Origin of the sequence: Pseudobutyrivibrio ruminis DSM 9787 (assembly GCF_900218035.1) — a bacterium.
In the GTDB taxonomy this organism is placed as follows: domain Bacteria; phylum Bacillota; class Clostridia; order Lachnospirales; family Lachnospiraceae; genus Pseudobutyrivibrio; species Pseudobutyrivibrio ruminis.
Genome location: NZ_OBMR01000005.1, coordinates 58,323 through 81,062, shown reverse-complemented (window position 1 = coordinate 81,062; position 22,740 = coordinate 58,323). Strand labels below are relative to the sequence as shown.

The window sequence follows — 22,740 nt, the reverse complement described above, 5'->3', positions numbered from 1 at the left end:
GAGTGATGAAAAAAAAGGTTGAACGAAGTGTAATCTTAAATTATGTGGCGATATTTGGAGGAGTATTCCTGAACTTCGCCCTGTCATTTCTTTCATACAAGGTAGAATTGCCTATGTACTTTGATAGCATAGGTACTATTGGTGTTGCCGCTGTTTGCGGTATGCTACCGGGATTTTTGGTTGCAGTTTTTACAAATCTTATCTGCAGCCTGTACAATCCTTTTGCCATCTATTACGCAATCTTAAGCGTCCTTATGGCTGGAGTCACAGCTGTTTTCGTGCACAGAAAATATTTTAAAAAGAAATACATGTACTTAGTATTCATATTGATATTGGCTTTAATATCAGGCGGGCTGGGTGCTATCATTCAGTTTTTACTGTTGGGCCAGCCTCAGTATGTAGAAGTTAGCCATCTATCAGAGTATATGGCTACCCATTTTGGTCTGAATTTCTATGTTTGGTTTTTCCTTGTAAATACATGCTTGAATATTGTTGATAAAGGCATCGCTGTCTGGATAGTATTTTTGGTTTTGAAGTTTATACCAGAAAAAAATCTAGATGGAATATGGGATATTGGTTGGCAACAGCGCCCGCTTACTCCTGTAGAGCTGAAGCGTATTAAGCTTTCTTCCAAGAAAAATGGTGGAAAGCTTCAAAAGCGTGTTTCAAGAATGCTTGTAATAGCAGCATTTACAATGACAATCATTATGGGCGTAATAAGCATGCACTTGTTCTATACAAATGCAAAGGAAAGATATATTGCCAATGCTACAGGTGCTGCAAAAATGGCATCCAATGTAATAAATACTGATAGACTAGATGCTTATGCAAAAAAAGGCCACGAAGTTGGAGATTATATTGAAATCGAAAATGCTCTTTATGACATAAGATCAAACTTTGAAGGCGTAGAGTATCTTTATGTGGTACGTATTCGTGAGGATGGTTGTCAGTTCATATTTGATTTGGCAACAGATACAGAGGAGCCATATGCACCAGGTGAAATAGTTCCTTTTGAGGAGGCTTTTGAAGAGTATTTACCAGCTCTGTTTGCTGGAGAAGAAATAGCCCCAATAGAATCAAATGAAAAATCTGGTTGGGTTGTGACAAAGTATTATCCAGTTAAGGATTATAGTGGAAACACAGTTTGCTATGCCTGCGCCGATGTAAAGATGGACTATGTTTCTGACTATTTCAAAGGCTATGTAATAAAGGTTGTATTGATTTTTTCAGGATTTTTCCTTTTGATATTAGCTTATGGTATGTGGCTATCCAGATATTTCTTGGTATACCCAATAAATAGTATGGCTGCATGTACCAATGATTTCATGTCTGATGATGACAATCAGACAGCACTTGAAGAAAACGTACGAAAGATAAAAGCCCTTGATATTCATACAGGGGATGAAATAGAAAACCTTTATAGAACCCTTTGCACTATGACAGAGAGCACATCTGAAAAGATGAAGGATGTTAGACAACAGGCAAAGGCTATTAACCAGATGCAGACAGGTTTGATTATAACCATGGCAGACTTGGTGGAAAACCGTGACTCTGATACAGGTTATCATATTCAAAAAACTGCTGATTATGTAAAGATAATTTTGGCAGGACTGAAAAAGAAGGGATACTATTCAAAGAAACTTACACCAAAATTTATTGCCGATGTGGAAATGTCAGCACCTTTGCACGATATAGGAAAAATCAATATTCCGGATGCTGTATTAAATAAGCCTGGAAAGCTTACGGACGAAGAATATGAAATTATGAAGACCCATACAACTGCTGGAAAGGCAATTATGGAAAAGGCTATCAGTACAGTTAAGGGAGAAAGCTATTTGAAGGAAGCCAGAAATATGGCGGCCTATCATCATGAAAAATGGGATGGTTCAGGCTATCCTGAGGGATTGAAGGGAGAAGTAATCCCACTGTCTGCAAGAATAATGGCAGTGGCAGATGTGTTTGATGCTCTGACAGCAAGGAGAGTTTACAAGGACCCAATGCCTTTTGAAAAGGCCATGGATATTATAGTGAAGGATTCAGGAACACACTTTGATCCAAAATGTGTTGAAGTATTTGTAGATGCTGAAAAAGAAGTTCGAAGAGTACTGAAGAAGTATCAGGAATAGTTTTTTGGTTCGCAGCTTTAGGGGGCAGAGTAAATGAAAAAAGAAAATGCAGTGAAGATGCTGGCATTAGTTATGGCATCGGCAACGCTTTTATCAGTCACAGCTTTATATCAAACATCATATAGCTATGCGAAAGATTCAAATGTAGATGGATCTTCTTCAGCTACGGAAAATTTAGAAAGAAATGGTGGCGGTTATGCAGTTTCCCATCAGTTAAGGGATGTGGGTTATGCTACAAAGCTTTATGATGCAACTAATGGTCTTCCAACCTCTGATGCAAATTGCATTTTGGCAGCAAGTGATGGATATATTTGGATTGGCAGCTATGGTGGAATCATCAAATACGATGGCACCACTTTTGAAAGACTTGATTCTTCAGATGGTTTGACAAATGGAAAAGCCCTCTTTGAAGATAGCAAGGGGCGAATTTGGGTTGGCACAAACGATAATGGAATTGTGATTATCGATGGAAATGACCATATCCAAATCACATACAAAGAAGGTCTACCAGCATCAACCATAAGGAGCTTTGCAGAAGATTCCCATGGTGATATTTTTGTGGGAACAACAGGTGGAATATGCTTAATTGATGAAGAGCTAAATGTGGTTGAGTTAGATGATGATAGATTAAAAGACGAATATATTACTCGACTCTACACTGATTCCAAGGACAGAATAGTTGGAAATACAAGGGATGGTGATGTATTTGTAATAAATAACGATTCCGTCACAAATTATTATGCAAGTACAGATATAATAGAGGGCACAGTTTCTACAATCTATCCAGATAGTGAAGCAGAAGATGAATATTACATAGGAAGTGATACAGGAATTCTTTATCATGGAAGTCTTTCTGATGATTTTTCTGATTTACAGTCTATCGATTTATCCAATTATGTTACAAGTATAGCTAATGTTACTTATGTCTGTAAAAGGTTGTGGGTAATAAGCGATGACCAGGTGGGATATTTAGATGCAAAAAACAATTTCCATGTTCCACAAAACATTCCTATAAGTAGTGGAATAGAAATGGTTACCTCTGATTATCAGGGAAACTTGTGGATCGCATCTACAAGACAGGGTGTTGCAAAAATTGTCACAACAAACTTCCAAAACATTACTGATTTAGCCGGTTTGGAAAATCAGGTAGTGAATTCCACATGTTTGTATGGCGAGGATATTTACATAGGTACAGACAAAGGGCTAAATATTGTTAATAAAAAGTACAAGGCCATAGAGAATGAGCTTACAGAACTATTAGCAGATACCCGTATAAGATGTCTTACAGTTGATGATAAAAACAATCTGTGGATATCAACATACAACAATGGCTTTGGTCTTATCTGTTATTCAGAAAATGGGCAGATGACATTCTACAATCAGGAAAATGGATTTATTAGTGATGGCATTAGATGTACGACTATTGCTAAAGATGGAACAATCCTGGTTGGTACAAATGATGGAGCAGCATTTATCAAGACTGGTCAGGTGGTAAAAACTATTACCGCAGCTGACGGTCTTGAGAATGAGGTGTGCCTTACAGTGGAAGAAAGTGCTGATGGAACAATCTACATTGGCACAGATGGTGGCGGTCTGTTCTGCTATTCAGATGGACAACTTAGTAAGCTAGACAGAGACGCTGGTCTCACATCAGACGTTATTCTCCGTGTAAAGAATGATGAAGCTCATGGCGTTGATTGGATAATTACATCCAACTCAATTCAGTACATTCAGGGTGGAGAAATATATAACGTAAAGACCTTCCCATACAACAACAATTTCGATATTGTTGCTGATGATAATGATAACTACTGGGTATTGTCTTCATATGGCATTTTCTGTGTGGACAATAAGTCTATGTTAGAAGATAACATTGTAGAGTATGCTTTGTATAATTCATCAACTGGGCTTACAAGTATACCAACTGCTAATGCTTTTAGTGCAATTGATGAGGATGGCAATCTTTATATCGCAGGACGTTCAGGGGTAAATTCTGTAAACATAGATAAGTTCTTTAGACAGACCAGTGAAATAAAAATAAGCCTAAAAGAAATTGAGTACGATGGCATAGAGGTAGAGCCAGATAAAAACGGAGTATACACTATTCCTGCAGATGCCGGCCGTGTTTTTATGAAACCAGCTATCCTGAACTATACCTTGTCTGATCCACTTGTAAGAATATATCTTGACGGTGATTCAAAGTCAGGTATTACTGATTACCAAAGTGAGCTTGGAGCTCTGGAATACACAGGCCTTAGCTATGGAACATACACTCTTCATCTTCAGATAATTGACGACAACACGCAGAGGATATATCAGGATTCCGTATATACGATAGAAAAGAAGCCACACGTATTTGAACTTGTGATTGTGCGATTTTTAATAGGCGCGGTGGTAGCTTTGCTTGTTGCACTTTTAGTATGGCGAATTATGACCAATACTGTTATTCGCAAGCAGTACAAGGAAATCCAGGTAGCCAAGGAAGAAGCTGAAAGGGCCAATAGTGCCAAGTCTAGATTCTTGGCAAATATGTCTCACGAAATAAGAACACCTATTAATACTATTTTAGGTATGGATGAGATGATTCTTCGTGAGAATGGAGATGATGCTTCAAGGAACTACTATATGTCCATAGTAAATTATGCTTTGGATATTCGCTCAGCAGCTGAGACATTGCTTAGTCTTATCAATGATATTTTGGATTTGTCAAAGATAGAGTCTGGAAAGATGCATCTTGTTGAACAGGAATATCGCACAGAAGAACAAATCAGAGGCATGGTCAAAATGATTCGCATAAGAAGCGACCAAAAGGGACTTAGTTTTGATTTGGATATTGATGAGAAACTACCAGCTAAGCTTTATGGCGACTTTGGAAAAATCAAGCAGGTAGTATTAAATCTTCTTACTAATGCTGTTAAGTATACAGAGGAAGGTGGATTTACATTAAAGATTGCAGTTTTGGAACAGACAATGGGCAAGTGTAAGATTCTGTTTTCTGTTAAGGATACTGGAATTGGTGTAAAAGCAGAAGATATCGACAAGCTGTTTTCTGCCTTTGAGCGCCTGGATGAGGAAAGAAACACAGAAATTCAGGGAACAGGTCTGGGCCTGGATATATCAAAACAATTTGCAGAGCTGATGAATGGCTCGCTTACATGTGAAAGTGTTTATGGCGAGGGTTCTGAGTTCAAATTTATTATTGAACAGGAAATCGTGGATGAAACACCAATTGGTGAGTTTAACGAGGATGTTGCCGAGGCTATGAGAGGCCCTTATGCACCACTTTTTGTAGCACCGGACGCATCTGTTTTGGTTGTAGATGACAACAAAATGAACCTTACAGTTGTAAAAGGTTTATTGAAGGAAACAAAAGTATTTGTGACAACAGCCGTATCAGGTGAGGAGTGCTTAGAGAAGCTTAAATATGGTGAATACGATGTAGTATTTCTTGACCATTTAATGCCTGGCATGGATGGAGTAGAAACAGTTGCAAAGATTAGAAAAAAGTATCCTGATTTACCAGTATACGCCTTTACAGCTAACTCAATGCCTGAAGGAGACGATTATTACACATCAAGAGGCTTCAATGGATATGTAACAAAGCCAGTGGATGGTATAGCTTTAGAAAAGATAATTCGAAAGCATCTAAGTGATCATGTGGTAATGGAATTAAATGAGGCAGATGGTACTAACGTAAATACGGATTTACCAGATGATATGGCTTGGCTTAGGGATGTGAAAGAAATATCCGTTGAAGAAGGCATAAATAATAATGGTGGAGTGGATACCTTTGTATCTTCTGTACAGCTGTTCTATGACACTATTGATGATAATGCAGTCATTATTGAGGATGCACTTGCAGAAAAGGATTATAGGTTATTTACAGTAAAGGTTCATGCTTTGAAGACTTCTGCGAGAATAATCGGAGCAAAGGAACTAAGCAATTTGGCAAAAGATCTTGAGGATGCTGGCAAGAAGCAGGATGAAGATTACATCAATAATCACAGTGCTGTTCTTTTGCAGCAGTATCGAGATTTTAAAAATAAGTTTTCAAAATTAGCAAAAGATAATGGTAAAGAAGTAGCCCAAGAGAAACATATTAGTATCAAAGACGAAGAGTTTTCAGAGGCATTAATGGCACTTATCGAGCTGGTACCTCAGATGGATTATGAGGGAGTTGAGATGGTTTTAGATCAGTTAAAGGCATTTACCTTAACTGAAGAGGAAGAAAAGCTGGTTAAGGATCTGGAAAAATATCTTAAAGTTTTTGATTGGGACAAAATGGAAGAGCTGCTTCAGGGGACGAGATAATGGAATTTTTACAAAGAATACAATTAAGTGTAATGTTGTTTTTTAGTGGAGCTTGCGGAGTTTTGATGATTCTTACAGCTTTCACTAGAACAATGACACCAACAAGAAGACGAATACTTTTATACATGCAGACAGTTGCTATGTTACTGCTTTTGTTCGATAGGTACGCTTATATCTATCGAGGAGATGTGAGTGAGTTAGGCTATTACATGGTGAGAATAAGCAATTTTTGTGTGTATATGTTTTCTCTTGCTGCAACACATTCATTTAATTTATATTTGATAGATTTATACAGAGGGCAAGATAAGTTAAATAGGGTGCCAAAGCAGTTATACTTTAATGAGATATTTTTTACATCAGGTATGTTAATGCTCATTGTATCTCAGTTTACGGGGCTGTATTACACCTTTGATGAGATGAACAGATATCAGCGAGGAAGCGGCTACATACTTAGTTATGTTATGCCGTTTTTAATGTTGACAACTCAGTTGTATTCAATTATTGCTTACCGTAAGTCGCTTAGCAGAAATGAGTTTATACCGGTATTTTTGTTCGGTGCCATGCCTTATGTGGCAACTGTATTGCAGATATTTTTTTACGGACTGTCCCTCATAAATATCACACTTGTAGGAATGGTTGTCCTTTTGTATTTCTTCGAAATTAAAAACCTTAATGAATTAAATGAGGCAAAGATTAGGGCGGAGGAAGCAAACACTGCAAAGTCCAGATTCCTTGCAAATATCTCTCATGAGATTCGTACACCTATTAATACCATCATGGGCATGGATGAAATGATTCTTCGTGAGGATGCCACAGATGTTCCAAAGGACTACTACAAAAATGTTATGGGGTACGCCAAGGATATACAGGCGGCATCAGAATCCTTACTTATTTTGGTCAATGATATTTTGGATATTTCTCAAATCGAATCAGGCAGCATGCACATTGATGAGCATGAGTATGATTTGAATGAGCTTCTGAAAAACTTTGTAGCAATGATTCGACCAAAATGTGAAGCTAAGGAAATAGATTTCAATGTGGAGGTAGATAAAAACCTTCCTGAAAAGGTATTTGGTGATGTAAATAAAATCAAGCAGATTGTTATTAATATTTTGACCAATGCTGTAAAGAATACCGAAGAGGGGCATATCGATTTTCAGGTGGAGCTTTTAGAGAGAAAGCAGGAAGACTGTAAAATCAGATTTACTGTTAAAGATACTGGTATCGGAATGCGTCCAGAGGAGCTGGAGGATTTGTTTTCAGCATTTGAGCTTCTTGATGTGGTTAAGAATAGTAATATCAAGGGTTCTGGATTGGGACTTGATATTTCACGACATTTTGCTGAGATGATGGGTGGCAAAATCGATTGCACCAGTGAATATGGCCATGGCACGGTATTTTCATTTGAAATAAGCCAAAAGGTTGTTGAAAACACAATTATTGGAGATTTTGAAAGCTATGATGAAGCTCCAGCAAAGGGTGCATATATTCCTAGATTCATTGCGCCAGATGTTAGTGCACTTGTAGTTGATGATAATCCGATGAACCTTTCGGTAATCAAAGGATTGCTTTCTGCTACAAAGATGTACATAGTTACAGCGGCTTCAGGTGAAGAGTGCTTGCAAAAGCTCGAGGAGTCAAACTATGACATCGTACTTTTGGATCACATGATGCCGGGCATGGATGGTCTTGAAACTGTTGCCAAGATAAGAGAGAAGCATAAAAAGCTTCCAGTTATTGCACTTACTGCAAACTATATTTCAAATGGCGACGAGTTCTACACCTCCAAGGGCTTCGATGGATATCTTCCTAAACCGGTGGATGGTGAAACTCTGGAGAAAACTATTAGAGAGTTTTTACCAAACAGCGTGGTAATGGATGTAGATGAGGCTGATTTACCAGTTCAAGAGATGGAACTTCCAGATGAGTACGATTGGATTAACGATGTGGAAGGCATTTCCGTGGAAGATGGAATCAGATACAGCGGAAGTGGAGAAGGCTTTGTTGATGCGTTAAAGATGTTTGTAGACACCCTTGAAGAAAATGCAAACACTATCAAAAAGGCCTTTGATGAAAAAGATTTAAAATTCTTTACTGTTAAAGTTCACGCACTAAAGAGTACAGCCAGAATAATAGGAGCGATGAATCTTTCTAATCTTGCAAAAGAGCTGGAGGATGCGGGCAAGACTGGAAATGTGGAGTTTATCCAAAACAATAGTGAAAAATTACTAAAAGAATATAGAAAATTTAAAGAAAAGCTGGAAAATTTAATTGAAGTAGAGGATGATAGTGATAAGGAATTAATTTCTGACTCTGAGTTGCAGGAAGCATACCAGGCAATAAAAGAATTAGCTCCACAAATGGATTACGATTCAATAGAGATGGTGCTTGAACAAGTGCACGAATATCGTCTACCAAAGGAAGAAGCAGTGTTAGTAGCAGATATTGAAAAGGCACTTAGAACTTTTGATTGGGATAAGATGGAAGATCTTTTAAAGGACAAATAAATAGTGGAGGATATGTATGGGGCAGGATGAAAAGGTACTGATAATTGGTCAAAAGGAGTCCTTTATTATCAGGGTATTATTAAAAAAATTGGCAGATGCAAGAATAAATGCAAACTTTGTGGTGACAAAGTTAAATGAGATAAATGACAATCTTGATGGTGTATCACTGATTACTTTTTATATGGAGCCAGATGAAAGGCTTGATGAGGAAGTGGAACGCTTCCTTGTTGATAAAATGGCTGATAAGGATATGGAAATTGTTTTGATTGGAGAGCCTAACGATACAAGCGAGGTTGCTAAGGGCATACCAAAAGAATTTATATGCGATATTCTACCAAGGCCGCTTGATTATGAAAAATACATTGATGTGGTTAATAACTACTATATGAAGGCATCCACAGGTGCGCTTAAAAAGAGCATTCTGATTGTGGATGATGATCCAAACTATATGAATCTCGTACGTGAATGGCTCAAGGACACCTACAAGGTTTCCATGGCAACATCAGGACTTAGAGCTATCAAGTGGCTAGGGGCCAACAAAGTAGATTTGATATTACTGGATTACGAGATGCCTGTAACTGACGGCCCACAGGTTCTTGAAATGCTTAGGGCAGATGATGATACAAGGGACATTCCGGTTATGTTTTTGACTGGCAGGGATGATAAGGATAGTGTTATGGCGGTAGTAGCTCTCAAGCCAGAGGGGTACTTCCTGAAGACTATAGGAAAGGATGAGTTGCTTAGCAAACTCAAATTATTCTTCGTGCCAAAAGAATGAATTATTGCAGGGTCAGCATTATGCTGGCCCTTTAATTTGCTGAAAAAAGGGTATATAATTTTACTTGGGTATAAATATAAAGGGGGATAATTGAATAATGAAACAACTCAAACCTATTACTAACAAACTCTTATGGATCTTTGCATTAGGGCAGTTTGGATGGAGTCTTCTGTCTGGTGTGGTATCTAACTGGATGGTTTACTACTACACAGGTACACCAAGTGCACAGAATCCTAACACAGGTCTTTTTGCATCTGGAATCACTCAAAATCCAATTCTTTTCAAATTAACATTGTTTGGTCTTGTGCTTGCCTGCGGTCGAATTTTCGATGCAATCACAGATCCACTTATTGCTGGATGGTCAGATGGTGCTGACTACAAGGGCGGAAGACGTATTCCATTTATGAGAGCCATGGCAGTACCATTTGCTCTATGTACTATTGGTCTTTTCGTGCTTCCACAAACAAGTAACGTAGTTGTAAATGACGTAGTTTTATTTGTGCTTTTAATGGTGTTCTATCTTTTTATGACAATGTTCTGCACACCTTACAACGCTCTTATTGCAGAGCTAGGTGACACACAGCAGCATCGTATAAACGTATCAACATACATTTCATTTACATTTATTGTAGGTCAGTCTATTTCATTCTTACTTCCAAACGTTGCGGGAGCTTTGGAGGGAAGCTTTGGACAGGCTGGTTCCATCAGAATGTCAGTTGCAATCATGGCTGCAATTGCATGTATAGCAATGCTCATTCCGGCATTCTATATTAACGAGCGTGATTATATCGAAAGCAAACCAAGTGAGACAAAGCCATTTTCATCACTTGTTAAGACATTCTCTAATGTGCAGTTCAGACATTTCGTATACAGTGATGTTATTTATTTCTTTGCACTTACATTATTCCAGACAGGTCTTGCATTCTACGAGACACAGCTTATGGAAATCGAAGATACATGGACATTTGTCCTTACTGCAACAATGACATTCATCAGCGTTTGCCTCTATCCAGCAGTAAACATCTTAGCTAAGAAAATTGGAAAGAAGCAGCTTATTATCATTGGATTCTTTGCATACGCATGTGTATTCCTTGTAACAACATTCTGTGGCAAGGGATTACAGTGGGGCTTCATTATTGCCGTTGCAGCATCTATCCCTATGGCAATCCTTGGAATTCTTCCACAGGCATGTGTTGCCGATGTTGCTGAGCTTACACGTCTTGAAACTGGAGAGGACAGAAGCGGTATGTTCTTTGCAGCTCGTACATTTGCATTCAAGATGGGGCAGGCTATTGCCATGGTTGTATTCACATCGGTAACAGTTGCCCAGACAAAAGGAAGCTACCGTATGACAGCAGCTATCGCATTTGTTACTTGCTTCATTGGAGCTTGTATCTTCTTCACATTCAATGAAAAGCAGATACTTGGTCGCATCAAGGAACTGAAGGGTAGCGAGGAAATCTAGAAAAATGAAATGATTGTGAAAAACAATTTTTTCCCAGGGAAATATGCCATAATATATTAAAGAAAAACAAGATTTAATATTTTATGGGGATGGGGAGTATGTTTAATTTAGCTTTACGCATGATAACAGGATGTGTTATCGCATTTACGTTGGCGGTGTGTTTAATACCGCTAGAAGTCTTTGCAAAGTAAATAGTATTATGTAGAATAAATATGAGGGAAGTTTTGCTCCCTCATATTTATTTTTGCAGTAATATCAGATTGGAGAGAATGAAATGAGATATCCTGAGTTTCTAAAAAAGAATGGCACAATCGGACTTGTTGCACCATCCTTTGGATGTACATTTGAACCATATAAAAGCTGTATGGATGCAGCCATAGATAGATTTAAAGGAATGGGCTATTCCATAGTAGAAGGGCCTAACTGCCGAAAGGATGATGGAATCGGAATCAGCTCCACACCTCTTAACTGTGGAACCGAGCTTACAGAGTATTATTGTTCATCAGACAACGACATGCTTATCAGTTGTGGCGGTGGAGAGTTGATGTGTGAGACTTTGGATTATGTTGATTTCGATGCAGTTAAAAATGCTGCGCCAAAGTGGTACATGGGATACTCAGACAATACCAATTTCACTTTTCTTCTTAATACTATCTGCGATGTGGCATCTATCTATGGACCAAGCATAGGAGCTTTCGGTGCAGAGTACCTTCACCAGGCTTTGCTTGATTCCATAAAGGCATTTACCGGAGAGCTTGATAAAGTGTCAGGATACGACATGTTTGAGCTGGAGTCACTTAAGGACGAGGAGCATCCCCTTGTTTCATACAATCTCACAGAGAAAAAGGAATTAAAGCTTTATAGTGGCGATGCAGCAGTGAATCGTTTGCCTCAGTTTACAGGCAGAATCACAGGAGGATGTCTGGACTGTCTTGCAAATCTTGTTGGCACAAAATACGATAAGGTGGCAGAGTTCAATAAGCGATACAGCGATGAAGGTGTGATTTGGTTTTTGGAGGCCTGCGACTTAAATGTCATGTCTATACGTAGAGCACTGTGGAATCTGGATAGAGCAGGATGGTTTGAGAATGCCAAAGGCTTTATAATTGGTCGTCCGCTGGCAGCTTGGCAGGAGGAAATGATGGGACTTGATCAGTATAATGCAGTCACTGGAATTCTTGGAAAGTACAATGTGCCTATAGTAATGGATGCGGACGTAGGACATATTGCACCTGCAATGCCAATTATATCTGGAGCTATGGCTACAGTTGGCACAGACATGGGAAATATAACAATAGAATATAGTTTGAAGTAGTTCAACTAAAGAAAAGGCTGACCAGTTATGGTCAGCCTTATTTTATCTTGCGCGAATATCTAATATTTCGCCGATGTACATGGTGTGGAAATCATCCAAGTGACGCTCGGTGTACTGTTTATTCAGGATAGCATCGTCCAAAACGGTGTTCTCTGTCATTGGAACGGCGGCAATCTTACGGCAGAGGATAATGAAATTCGCATCATCGATGTAAGGTGCTTTCATAGCGTGCTCAATATCTACGTGGCAGAGGCGAAGCTTATCTTCATTGCGACCACTAAGCTGATCAAGTACCTTCATCAGCTGCACGTTGTTTTTGTCGCTCATGTCGAAGAAACATGCTGAAAAATACTCAGATTTATCCAGTAATTCTTTTGTGTATCGTGTGTTGCGGAGAAAAGCGTAGACTACATGTTTACCCCAAATATGGCCTACACCTCCGTTGTGGGATGAGGTGGCATTGACTTTTCCGTCTGCCTCAGCAACGATTGCAATACCGTCATCCGCAAGCTTTTGGATTGGATTCCATTCCAACATATTAATTGGATAAGGTTGAAAAGTATGCATATGATTCTCCTTCTCTCTATTATTATTTGATGGTTATTTAAGGTTATTGCTTTGAAGAAACTTTAAAAACTCATGCTCAGGTAATGGTTTTGTGAAATAGTATCCCTGAATGTAATCAACCCCCAGAGTTTTCATAGTTTCAAGTGCTTCTTCGGTCTCGATTCCTTCGGCAATTATCTTAATATCCATTGAATGAGCCATATCTATAACAGTTTTTACGATAGCCCGTGCTTTGTTATTCTTAAAATACTCATCAGTCAAATGCTTATCCAGCTTTACAATACTTACAGGCATATCAATTATGTAATTCAAATTGGATGTGCCAGAACCAAAATCATCTAGTGAGAAGGAAATTCCTTTTTCTTCAAGCTTCTTCATGTTATTTAGAATGTTTTCCTTACTGATTAAGGAGCTGGTTTCTGTGATTTCCATATTTATAAGCAATGGTGAAACTGCGTAGTGCTCCAACAACTCAGTAAATCTTGATACAAACACAGGACTTTCACCTTGCTTAACAGAAAGATTAATCTCTATTTTTTCAATTCCAAGCTTTTCAACTCGGTATGATTTCATAAAGGAAAGGACTTTTCTGTAAATACTGTCTGATAGTGGAATGATTCGTCCGGTTTCTTCCATAACAGGGATGAAATCATTTGGGTAAACTAAAGTACCATCCTTTAATCTAATTCGAACAAGTGCTTCAGCACCTGTGAATAAGCCAGTTGAAATGTTGTAAATAGGTTGATAATGCATTTCGATTCTGTCTTCTTCCATGGCAGAAACAACCATTTTTTCCACCAGCTTTCGCTTCCTAAGCTCTGCCATAGTTTCTGAGTTAACCACAACTTCATTTTTACTAGTTAAATCACGACTGCTAGGAATGAAGTTTGTTAGAAGCATTTGAAGCTCATCTGCATCCTCGGCTACATTACAATTTGGAATGATAGTGTAGAAAGGATTTAGTAGAGTAATGGCATCGGCTACATCAGGATTGTCCTCTATGGATTGAAAATAGGTGGCAATTTTAAACTTTGTGCTTTCCATAAAATCGGTGCTGTCGAATACCAAAAGGAAATAGCCTTCGGCGGTATCGAAAACTTTGGCTGTATCAATGCTAAATAGAAACTCAGAAAGCTTTTCTATTGTCTGTCTGAGTAGTTTATTTTCATTGACTGCATCTCCCACAGTTTTGAAGGAAATCATCATCAATGAAAATGTTTTCTTATTCTGATAAAGAAAATCAAAATAGTCATGTATAACAGCGGAACTGAAGTGACCGGTTTTTCTGGAGATAGCTCCCTGCGGATTTTCCAATTCAAAATACATTATTAATGCGCCAATGCATGCGGCAAAGCTGACAATCAAATATTGTGGCCTTATAAACTGAATGATTGCAGCCAAGCTCCAAATAACCATCCATATAAGAAGGGCATGAATCTTTTGGCGTTTGATGTGATGTCGCAAAAGGAAAGCAGATAAAGCAACGCTCAAAATGTAAATGGTTGCCAAAACATATGTCAGTATGGCAGCTGGACCATAGGAATATAGCTTGATTCCGTCGTAATAAAAATTGAGAGGCAAATACAGAGTTAATAAAACTCCTCCAACAAAGCAAAATTTGATGAATCTATCTAAAAGTATCTCAGCACGACTTCCTTTTGTTTCCACAATGTCTGAAACGGTGTATTTAAAGGCAAAGAATGAAACAATTTGAAGTGACTGTAGATAGAATTTGCCTACTATTGTTGTAATCATTGGATTGTATCGATATCCATAAACTATGAAATAACAAGAAGCAATATCTAGGATGACGCAAGCCAAGATAGCATATAAGGTTTCGATAAAACGGCGCTCTGAAACAAGCCCCATAGTCGGCTGACGTTTATAAAAGAACAGGAGCATGGATACAATAATCAGGCCGCATACTTGAGTATATATATTCATAAAATCATTCCTATGTGTAGTATTTAAACTGATTATAGCATTCATTTTACGTGGAATTGCCTAAAACTCAGAAAGTTCAAAGAATGTTCAAAAAGTGACAAAAAACTATCGAAAAAATTTAATAATTTAGTGCGTTAAAGTGTTGACTCGTACCAGATGAAAGGGGTAAAATTTCTATTAATATTTAATAAGATCAAAGCATAGATTTCATGGAGGCGGAAAATGGAAATCAGATTTGAAAAGCGTGAACAATTAAAAGAAAAACCAGACTGGAACAACCTTGGATTTGGAAAGTATATGACAGACTACATGTTTGTCTGCGATTGGGATAGAGAAATCGGTTGGCACGATGCCAGAATTGTCCCAGAGGGACCAATTGAATTAGATCCAGCATGCATGACTCTCCATTATGCACAGGAGACATTTGAAGGTATGAAGGCATATCGTCGTGAGGATGGTAAAATCCAGCTTTTCAGACCTGAAATGAATGCAAAGAGAATGATTAATTCAAACGAAAGACTTTGCATGCCAGCATTCCCAGTTGAGGACTTTGTTGCAGCTGTTAAGGCTCTTGTTAAGACAGAGCAGGATTGGGTTCCATCTCAGAAAGATACATCACTTTACATCAGACCATTTATGTTTGCTACAGAGGCTGCTCTTGGCGTTCATATGGCAAAATCATACAAATTTATGATTCTTTGTTGTCCAGTTGGCGCATATTATGCAACAGGACTTGACCCAGTAAAGATTTTAGTAGAAAATGAATTAGTACGAGCAGTTGCAGGCGGTACTGGCTTTACAAAATGTGGTGGAAATTATGCGGGTTCTATCGCAGGTCAGGTAAAGGCAGAGAAGCTTGGCTATTCTCAGGTTCTTTGGCTGGATGGTAACGAGCGTAAGTACGTTGAGGAAGTTGGTACAATGAACATCATGTTCAAGATTGATGGAGAGATTTGGACAGCTCCAACAGTTGGTACCGTACTCCCAGGTGTTACTAGAGATTCTATGATCCATTTATTAAGAGATTGGGGATATAATGTTAGAGAGGAGCGCCTCGCAATTGATGATCTTATGAAGGCTGGCCATGAAGGCAAGCTTGAGGAGGTCTTTGGTACAGGAACAGCAGCAGTTATTTCTCCAGTAGGTGAGCTCCGTTTTAAGGATGATGTTGTTGTAATAAATGGAGGTAAAACCGGAGAGCTTACACAGAAGCTTTACGATACTCTTACAGGTATCCAGTGGGGTAGGCTCGAGGACAAATATGGATGGACAACTCTAGTAGATTAAATTTTGAATTGGAAATCAATAATGATGATATGCAGTCATTACAGGACGTATTCTGCAAATCTAATGATATGTATATCATGTGTATTGGGAAAAATTTAGGACAAATTACATCCTTCTCAGGCTCAAAGCCTGAGGAGGATTTTGTTGACTCTAATTTCTCGCCTGAACTCAGAAGAGAAATTGTTGATTCTTTTGTGGATGGTTCCGCGGAAAACATCGTGGAAAGATATGGCACAAATGATTATCTCATGTACAGGGGCGTTGCTATCAGAGGCTCCGAAGGAGAGCTTATGGGGGCATGGCTTTGCTTTGGTGTTGATAGAACTCAGCTTCCTATCGAAGTTAGATTGGATTCCTCGATTCGTCTTACAACGAAGGATTCCTTCGACAAATCAATTTCACTAATCGAAACTCTTACAAAGTATTATTTCGCAGAAAAATTCAAATCACATCTCTTGCGTCAAAAATTGATGAAAGAAAAAGATGTTGAGCATGAAATTACATACAAGCTAAAGAAAAATGAAATCATGACAGATATCCTTCGTTTGATGGAGTCAGAGAATTCATTTTCAAAGATATCCGAAGATATTCTCAAGGAATCAGGCAGATATTTGGACTGTACCCACACAGCTTTGCTTCAGATTGATTCCAGCGGAATAGGTGTGGATATGATTTCTGAATGGTGTGCAGATGGCAGCAAAGCGCTGATTTCTCGCTTCCAGGAGGTTCCTTTGGTAGAGCTTCCATTTATGAACGGAAAGCCATACACCATTTCATCGGACGCTTCGCTTCCTGAAGCCTTCGAGATTTTCTTCATAAAATATGGAATTAAAGCAGCTATCTTCCTACCAATCAATGTGAATGATTCGGCTGCAATGTATTTGTGCTTCTTCTCTATTGGAGAGGAGCGAAAGTGGACTGTGGATGATTTGCGTTTTGCAAATGACATCAAGCGTATCATTCATACTGTCCTGGTAAAAAAGATTACTACCAATTCCTTGGCAAGCTCTTACAATGCGCTGGAAGCAATATTACAGAATGCTGGCTATGGAGTTGTTGTTGCAGATTTGGCTCATCACCAAATCCTTTATACAAACGATACCTTCAAAATCATGTTTGAAAATGAAGTCGATAGGTTGGCAATCGAAGAAATCATTTTCGATGAGAGATACACACTTCCTGAGCTTAATGGCTATTCAGCAAATGGTTCTGGAAAGTGGTTCGACATTTCAATCGACTCGCTCAAGTGGGTGGATGGAAGAGATGTTAGAATGATTACTTTCTACGACATCACAGATCTTCGCATTTACCAAAAGAAGGTTGAAAAACAGGCTCAGGAGGACATCCTGACAGGCCTTTACAACAGACAGGCTTGCGAAAAGGATATTTCCTTAGAGTTCCATGTGGCTAAAAAGCTTGATACCAAGTTTGCGGTGCTTATGATTGACTTGGATGATTTTGCCAGCGTCAACGAAGGACTGGGCTACAAAATCGGAGATGACTTGCTTGAGTATGTTGCTCATAGCATTAATGATATTTCTTATATCCACGGCAAATGCTACCGTGTAGGTGGCGATGAATTTGCAGTCCTCATCGACCACGAAAATTACGAAAATCTTGATTTAATTATCAAGAGAATTATGAATCTTTTCGATAATCCATGGCGACTAAATGACCAGGATTACTATTGCACAATGAGTATGGGATGCGTAAAAGCACCTGCTGATTTGGAAGATTCCACAGATATTCTAACAAGACTTAATATCGCAGTTCACGGCGCTAAAAATAAGGGCAAGAACCGATTTGAGTTTTACAGTCCAAAATCCGAAGCAGTTATGGCAGAAAAGGTCAAAATGGATCAGGCCATGAGAAAAGCTGTAGAAGATGACTGTAAGGAATTCGAGGTTTATTTCCAGCCAATTATGGAATTTATCAATGGCTTGCCACAGTGCTGTGGTTCCGAAGCCTTGGTTAGATGGAATTCATCTGAATATGGCATGGTTATGCCAGACAAATTTATTAGTCAGGCTGAGCAGATGAGGCTTATCAATGCCATTGGTGAGCATGTTCTTTTGGAAGCTGCCAAGGCATGCAAGCACTGGAATGATTTCGGTCATCCTGAATACAAGGTTAATGTTAACCTGTCAGTTGTTCAGTTATCACAGAATGATTTCATTGAAAAACTTAAAAATGTACTGGAAGTTACATCAATTAATCCTAGAAACTTGACTCTAGAAGTAACAGAGTCTTTGGCTATAAATGATATGGAATGGATGGTTAAGATATTAAAGGCCATCCGAGAATTGGGATGCAGAGTTGCGCTGGATGATTTCGGCACAGGCTATTCTTCCCTCAATCATATTAGGAGCATGCCTATCGATACTATCAAAATCGATAAAGCATTTGTCTCAGAAATGGAGTCAGATCATTTCTCTGAAGCATTTGTAAAGACTATCTCCGAGCTTGCTGATTCCTTAGACGTAGATGTTTGCGTTGAGGGAGTGGAAATGGACAAGCAGGTAGATATGATTGGAAAATTCTCCGTTAATTTAGCTCAGGGATTCTTCTTTGACAAACCACTATCTAGAGGCGAGTTTGAAAAGAAATATTTATAAAAGAAAGGGATTATAATGTACACACTACAGGACATCAAAAACACAGATCCAGAAGTTGCAGAGGCAATTGTTAAGGAGTTCAATCGTCAGTCAGAGCACATCGAGCTTATCGCTTCAGAAAACTGGGTATCACCAGCAGTAATGTCTGCAATGGGCTCAGTACTTACAAACAAGTACGCTGAAGGCTATCCAGGAAAGCGCTACTACGGCGGTTGCGCAGAAGTAGATGTAATCGAAGAGCTTGCTCGTGAGCGTGCAAAAGAGTTATTCGGTTGCGAATATGTAAACGTTCAGCCTCATTCTGGTGCACAGGCCAACATGGCAGTGCAGTTTGCAGTGCTTAAGCCAGGGGACACAGTTATGGGTATGAATTTGGATCACGGCGGACACCTTACACATGGTTCACCTGCCAACTTCTCTGGTACCTATTTCAACATTGTTCCTTATGGAGTAAACGATGATGGTTTCATCGATTATGATGAAGTAGAGCGTATAGCACTTGAGTGCAAGCCAAAGATGATTATTGCAGGAGCATCTGCATATTGTCGTAAGATTGATTTCAAGCGCTTCAGAGAAATCTGTGACAAAGTTGATGCAGTTCTGTTTGTGGACATGGCTCACATTGCTGGTCTTGTAGCAGCAGGCGTTCATGAGAGCCCAATCCCATATGCAGATATAGTTACCACTACAACTCACAAGACTCTTCGTGGTCCTAGAGGTGGTATGATTATGGCAACAGCCGAAGCCAATGAAAAGTACAATTTCAACAAGGCTGTTTTCCCAGGAATCCAGGGTGGCCCACTTATGCATGTTATTGCAGGTAAGGCTGTATGCTTCAAGGAGGCGTTGGACCCTTCATTCAAGGAATACGGTCAGCAGATTGTAAAGAACGCTCAGGCTCTTTGCAAAGGCCTCCAGGATAGAGGTATTAAAATTGTTTCTGGCGGTACAGACAATCACTTGATGCTTATCGACCTTACACCATTCGAGCTTACAGGTAAGGTTGTTGAGAAGCTTCTTGATGATGCACATATCACTGCAAACAAAAACACAATCCCAAATGATCCAAAGTCGCCATTTGTAACATCTGGTATTCGTCTTGGTACACCAGCTGCTACAACACGTGGTCTCAAGGAGGATGATTTCGACAAGGTTGCTGAGGCAATTGCAGTTGTTATCAAGGAGCAGGAAGCTGGCGTAGAAAAAGCTCGCAAAATCATAAAAGAAATTACAGATAAATATCCACTTTCTGGCGAAATGTGTTAAAGTAAAAGAAACAATAATTAATTTAGGGGATTGATTTATGAGGAGAGTTTCTTTTATAGGAACCCATTTGAAGAATTTGACATATCTGATAGTTATGGGCCTTGTTATATCTTTATTGCAAGGTCCTCTTTTTGTGTCTGCTTCAAATGTTCAACCTAAGACAGTTAAAATTGGCTACTATGAGAATGAAATATTCCAGGAAGGAGCCTCCGAAGACGCTATAAAATCAGGCTATGCCTATGAATACTATATGAAGCTTTCTGAGTACACAGGATGGCGTTATGAGTACGTGTATGGCAGCTTTAATGAGCTTTATCAGATGTTGCTGGATGGCGATATCGATATGCTTGCCGGCCTTGCTTATAAGGAAGAAAGAGCAGATTTGATTGGCTATCCGGATATGGCAATGGGTACCGAATCCTATAATCTGGTTAAATATGAAAGTAATCATGAAATAACTAGTGATGTGGAGACGTTAGCGGGACATTCTATTGGTGTGCTTGATAGTGCCATGGCAGATGCACTAGATGAGTATCTCGAAAGAAATAATGTTGAAGCCGATGTGGTACGTTATGAATATACTGATAAGCTTACAGAAGATTTTGAGGCAGGAGTAGTAGATGTTCTTGCTGTTGAAGGTGAAGGTACAAATAAGAGAAGTGGTTACGAGGTTCTTTTGACCTTCGGAATGACTGATTACTATATTTGTGTCAGCAACAGCAGAGGTGACCTTCTAAAAGAATTGAATGCTGCGCAGACTGATTTATTTAATGACGAGCCATATTATACAAGCTCACTTAGTTCAAAGTATCATGGCTCAAGTGTATCGGCGCAGGCATTGTCATCTGTTGAAAGAGCCTGGCTGGACAATAATGATTCGTTGACGGTAGGCTATTTAAATAATTATCTTCCATACAGTTCTACAGATGTGTATGGAAATGTAACAGGTGTTATCAGAGAACTGATGCCCGCCATTTTCAATGCTATTGATGAGAACAATATCAGCGTGTCCTATGTGGGATATGATACATACGAAGACATGATTACGGCCATCAATAACGAAGAAATTGATGTGGCATTTCCGGTAGGTGGTGGTATCTACCACTCTGAGCAAAACGGTATATACCAGACAGGACCAGTGGTTTCTATCAGTACAGAGTTAGTATTTGATAATGTTGTGGTCAATCCTAGCGCTGCTACATTTGCTGTAAATAGCAGTAATAGCATGCAGTACTATTACATAAAGACATATTATCCCGAGGCAGAGATAGTTTATTACGATAATATCGAACAGTGTTTGGAAGCTGTTATGAAGCATGAAGTTGATTGTACTACTCTCAATGGTTTGCGTGCAGGTGAGATTCTTAAGAATTACAAGTACAACCGATTATCCGTTAGGCAGCTTTCTGAGAAGGATGGCAGATGCCTAGGCGTAAAAATTGGTAATGACGGTTTGCTCCGTCTTTTAAACCGAGGTATTAATATTCTTGCAGATGATTATTCTGAGAGTATTGCTTACAAATATACTAAGGATTTATATAACTATTCATTTATAGACTGGCTGGATGATTATTTGATGGGCGTGCTGATTGTCATTGTATTGATTGTTGTTGTTTCAGTGATAATCCTTCATGTGAGAACAATCCGAAAGAACAAGGTTATTCTTGCTCTTCGAAATTCAAATAAAAACCAATTAGTTCTTATTGAAAACATTGCAAGAAGCATCAAGGAGCCTATTACAGAAATCCATAATATTTCAAGTACAGCTAGTCAGGTGATGGACGATGAAAAACTAGTAAGTGATAGCTTGAAAAAGATTGCGGATGACAGCGAAGGCATCCAGACTACTGCCGACAAAATTATCGATGCAAGTATTCTTGATAAGGGCAAGCTGATTCTTAATAAAGGAAAGGTTAATGTGGCGGCCTTTGCAAAAGATATTGAAGGTTATATACAGCCACGGGCTGATGCTAAAGGTATTAATTATTCTGTTAAGACAAAAAAGATTAAGACCAAGGATATTATGGTAGATAGAGAACGATTAATGCAGGCAATTATGGCGGTTATCGACAATTCTCTAAAGTTTACAGGTGCAGGTGGTACCATAAAGGTAACATTGGAAGAACAGCCTTGCAGCAACATGAGTATGGCAAGGATGGTATTTACAATCAAAGATGATGGTATTGGCATGAGCGATGAGTTTAAAGACATTGCCTTTGATGCATTCACCAAAGAAGAAAATGCCTTGGATGCAAATCTTACAGGCGTCGGCCTGGGACTTACCATTACCAAAAAGCTTGTGGAGCTTATGGGCGGTTATGTCACTCTTATGTCGAAAAAGAATCTGGGAACAGAAGTAACAATCACTTTGGACTGTAAAATAAGTTACAATTAACATATAGAGACTGGTTTAGACCAGTCTCTATTTTTTGTTGTCAAGATGTCTGAAAATACAATTTTAGAACAAGGATTGTATTGACTTTAAAACATTACATTTTATAATAATAAACTGGTTTGGAATGATTTGGTTTCCAAGTGGGGGGCAAGAGTTTTGAGGCA

At 38.8% G+C, this 22,740-nt stretch carries 12 protein-coding genes; 10 read left to right on the top strand and 2 right to left on the bottom strand.

Annotation, left to right across the window (positions count from 1 at the left end):
- The first annotated feature begins 5 nt into the window (after window positions 1-5).
- The 6 genes from CRN97_RS05340 (at window position 6) to CRN97_RS05315 (ending at window position 12,502) form a co-directional block, all read left to right on the top strand.
- A complete protein-coding gene (locus CRN97_RS05340; RefSeq protein WP_097076134.1) occupies window positions 6-2,126 on the top strand; it encodes an HD domain-containing phosphohydrolase in 2,121 nt (706 codons plus the stop codon).
- A gap of 33 nt (window positions 2,127-2,159) precedes the next feature.
- Window positions 2,160-6,437 (top strand): hybrid sensor histidine kinase/response regulator, encoded by a 4,278-nt coding sequence (locus CRN97_RS05335; RefSeq protein WP_097076133.1) that lies wholly within the window; start codon window positions 2,160-2,162, stop codon window positions 6,435-6,437.
- Window positions 6,437-8,944 carry a response regulator gene (locus CRN97_RS05330; protein ID WP_097076132.1) on the top strand — a complete coding sequence of 836 codons (2,508 nt, stop codon included), beginning with the start codon at window positions 6,437-6,439 and terminating at the stop codon, window positions 8,942-8,944. The genes CRN97_RS05335 and CRN97_RS05330 overlap by 1 nt, the downstream gene beginning before the upstream one ends.
- A gap of 16 nt (window positions 8,945-8,960) precedes the next feature.
- A complete protein-coding gene (locus CRN97_RS05325; RefSeq protein ID WP_242962003.1) occupies window positions 8,961-9,722 on the top strand; it encodes a response regulator in 762 nt (253 codons plus the stop codon).
- 97 nt (window positions 9,723-9,819) lie between these two features.
- Window positions 9,820-11,187 carry an MFS transporter gene (locus CRN97_RS05320; RefSeq protein ID WP_097076131.1) on the top strand — a complete coding sequence of 456 codons (1,368 nt, stop codon included), beginning with the start codon at window positions 9,820-9,822 and terminating at the stop codon, window positions 11,185-11,187.
- Between the two features lie 274 nt (window positions 11,188-11,461).
- Window positions 11,462-12,502: a S66 family peptidase gene (locus CRN97_RS05315; RefSeq protein WP_097076130.1), complete on the top strand. Its 1,041-nt coding sequence runs from the start codon at window positions 11,462-11,464 to the stop codon at window positions 12,500-12,502.
- A 42-nt stretch (window positions 12,503-12,544) separates the two neighbouring features.
- Here CRN97_RS05315 and CRN97_RS05310 read toward each other — a convergent pair whose 3' ends face one another.
- Window positions 12,545-13,069: a flavin reductase gene (locus tag CRN97_RS05310; RefSeq protein ID WP_074788752.1), complete on the bottom strand. Its 525-nt coding sequence runs from the start codon at window positions 13,067-13,069 to the stop codon at window positions 12,545-12,547.
- Between the two features lie 33 nt (window positions 13,070-13,102).
- Entirely contained in the window at window positions 13,103-15,013 is a 1,911-nt protein-coding gene (locus CRN97_RS05305) for an EAL domain-containing protein (protein ID WP_179670686.1), read from the bottom strand.
- 222 nt (window positions 15,014-15,235) lie between these two features.
- Between CRN97_RS05305 and CRN97_RS05300 the strand changes: the two genes are divergently transcribed.
- From CRN97_RS05300 to CRN97_RS05285, 4 genes are read left to right on the top strand one after another with little or no spacing between them, the layout of a single operon-like run.
- Window positions 15,236-16,300 carry a branched-chain amino acid aminotransferase gene (locus tag CRN97_RS05300; RefSeq protein WP_044937557.1) on the top strand — a complete coding sequence of 355 codons (1,065 nt, stop codon included), beginning with the start codon at window positions 15,236-15,238 and terminating at the stop codon, window positions 16,298-16,300.
- Entirely contained in the window at window positions 16,279-18,915 is a 2,637-nt protein-coding gene (locus CRN97_RS05295; RefSeq protein WP_097076128.1) for a sensor domain-containing phosphodiesterase, read from the top strand. Before CRN97_RS05300 ends, CRN97_RS05295 begins: the two co-directional genes overlap by 22 nt.
- Window positions 18,916-18,930: 15 nt before the next feature.
- Entirely contained in the window at window positions 18,931-20,181 is a 1,251-nt protein-coding gene (gene glyA / locus CRN97_RS05290) for a serine hydroxymethyltransferase (protein WP_097076127.1), read from the top strand.
- A 37-nt stretch (window positions 20,182-20,218) separates the two neighbouring features.
- Complete coding sequence (locus tag CRN97_RS05285) at window positions 20,219-22,576, top strand: ATP-binding protein (protein WP_097076126.1); 2,358 nt, start codon at window positions 20,219-20,221, stop codon at window positions 22,574-22,576.
- Window positions 22,577-22,740: the final 164 nt, after the last annotated feature.

What these genes read in the sequence shown, in the direction of transcription:
- CRN97_RS05340 (WP_097076134.1), top strand. Translation starts at nt 6, where the DNA reads ATGAAAAAAAAGGTTGAACGAAGTGTAATCTTAAATTATGTGGCGATA.
- CRN97_RS05335 (WP_097076133.1), top strand. Translation starts at nt 2,160, where the DNA reads ATGAAAAAAGAAAATGCAGTGAAGATGCTGGCATTAGTTATGGCATCG.
- CRN97_RS05330 (WP_097076132.1), top strand. Translation starts at nt 6,437, where the DNA reads ATGGAATTTTTACAAAGAATACAATTAAGTGTAATGTTGTTTTTTAGT.
- CRN97_RS05325 (WP_242962003.1), top strand. Translation starts at nt 8,961, where the DNA reads ATGGGGCAGGATGAAAAGGTACTGATAATTGGTCAAAAGGAGTCCTTT.
- CRN97_RS05320 (WP_097076131.1), top strand. Translation starts at nt 9,820, where the DNA reads ATGAAACAACTCAAACCTATTACTAACAAACTCTTATGGATCTTTGCA.
- CRN97_RS05315 (WP_097076130.1), top strand. Translation starts at nt 11,462, where the DNA reads ATGAGATATCCTGAGTTTCTAAAAAAGAATGGCACAATCGGACTTGTT.
- CRN97_RS05310 (WP_074788752.1), bottom strand. Translation starts at nt 13,069, where the DNA reads ATGCATACTTTTCAACCTTATCCAATTAATATGTTGGAATGGAATCCA.
- CRN97_RS05305 (WP_179670686.1), bottom strand. Translation starts at nt 15,013, where the DNA reads ATGAATATATATACTCAAGTATGCGGCCTGATTATTGTATCCATGCTC.
- CRN97_RS05300 (WP_044937557.1), top strand. Translation starts at nt 15,236, where the DNA reads ATGGAAATCAGATTTGAAAAGCGTGAACAATTAAAAGAAAAACCAGAC.
- CRN97_RS05295 (WP_097076128.1), top strand. Translation starts at nt 16,279, where the DNA reads ATGGACAACTCTAGTAGATTAAATTTTGAATTGGAAATCAATAATGAT.
- glyA (WP_097076127.1), top strand. Translation starts at nt 18,931, where the DNA reads ATGTACACACTACAGGACATCAAAAACACAGATCCAGAAGTTGCAGAG.
- CRN97_RS05285 (WP_097076126.1), top strand. Translation starts at nt 20,219, where the DNA reads ATGAGGAGAGTTTCTTTTATAGGAACCCATTTGAAGAATTTGACATAT.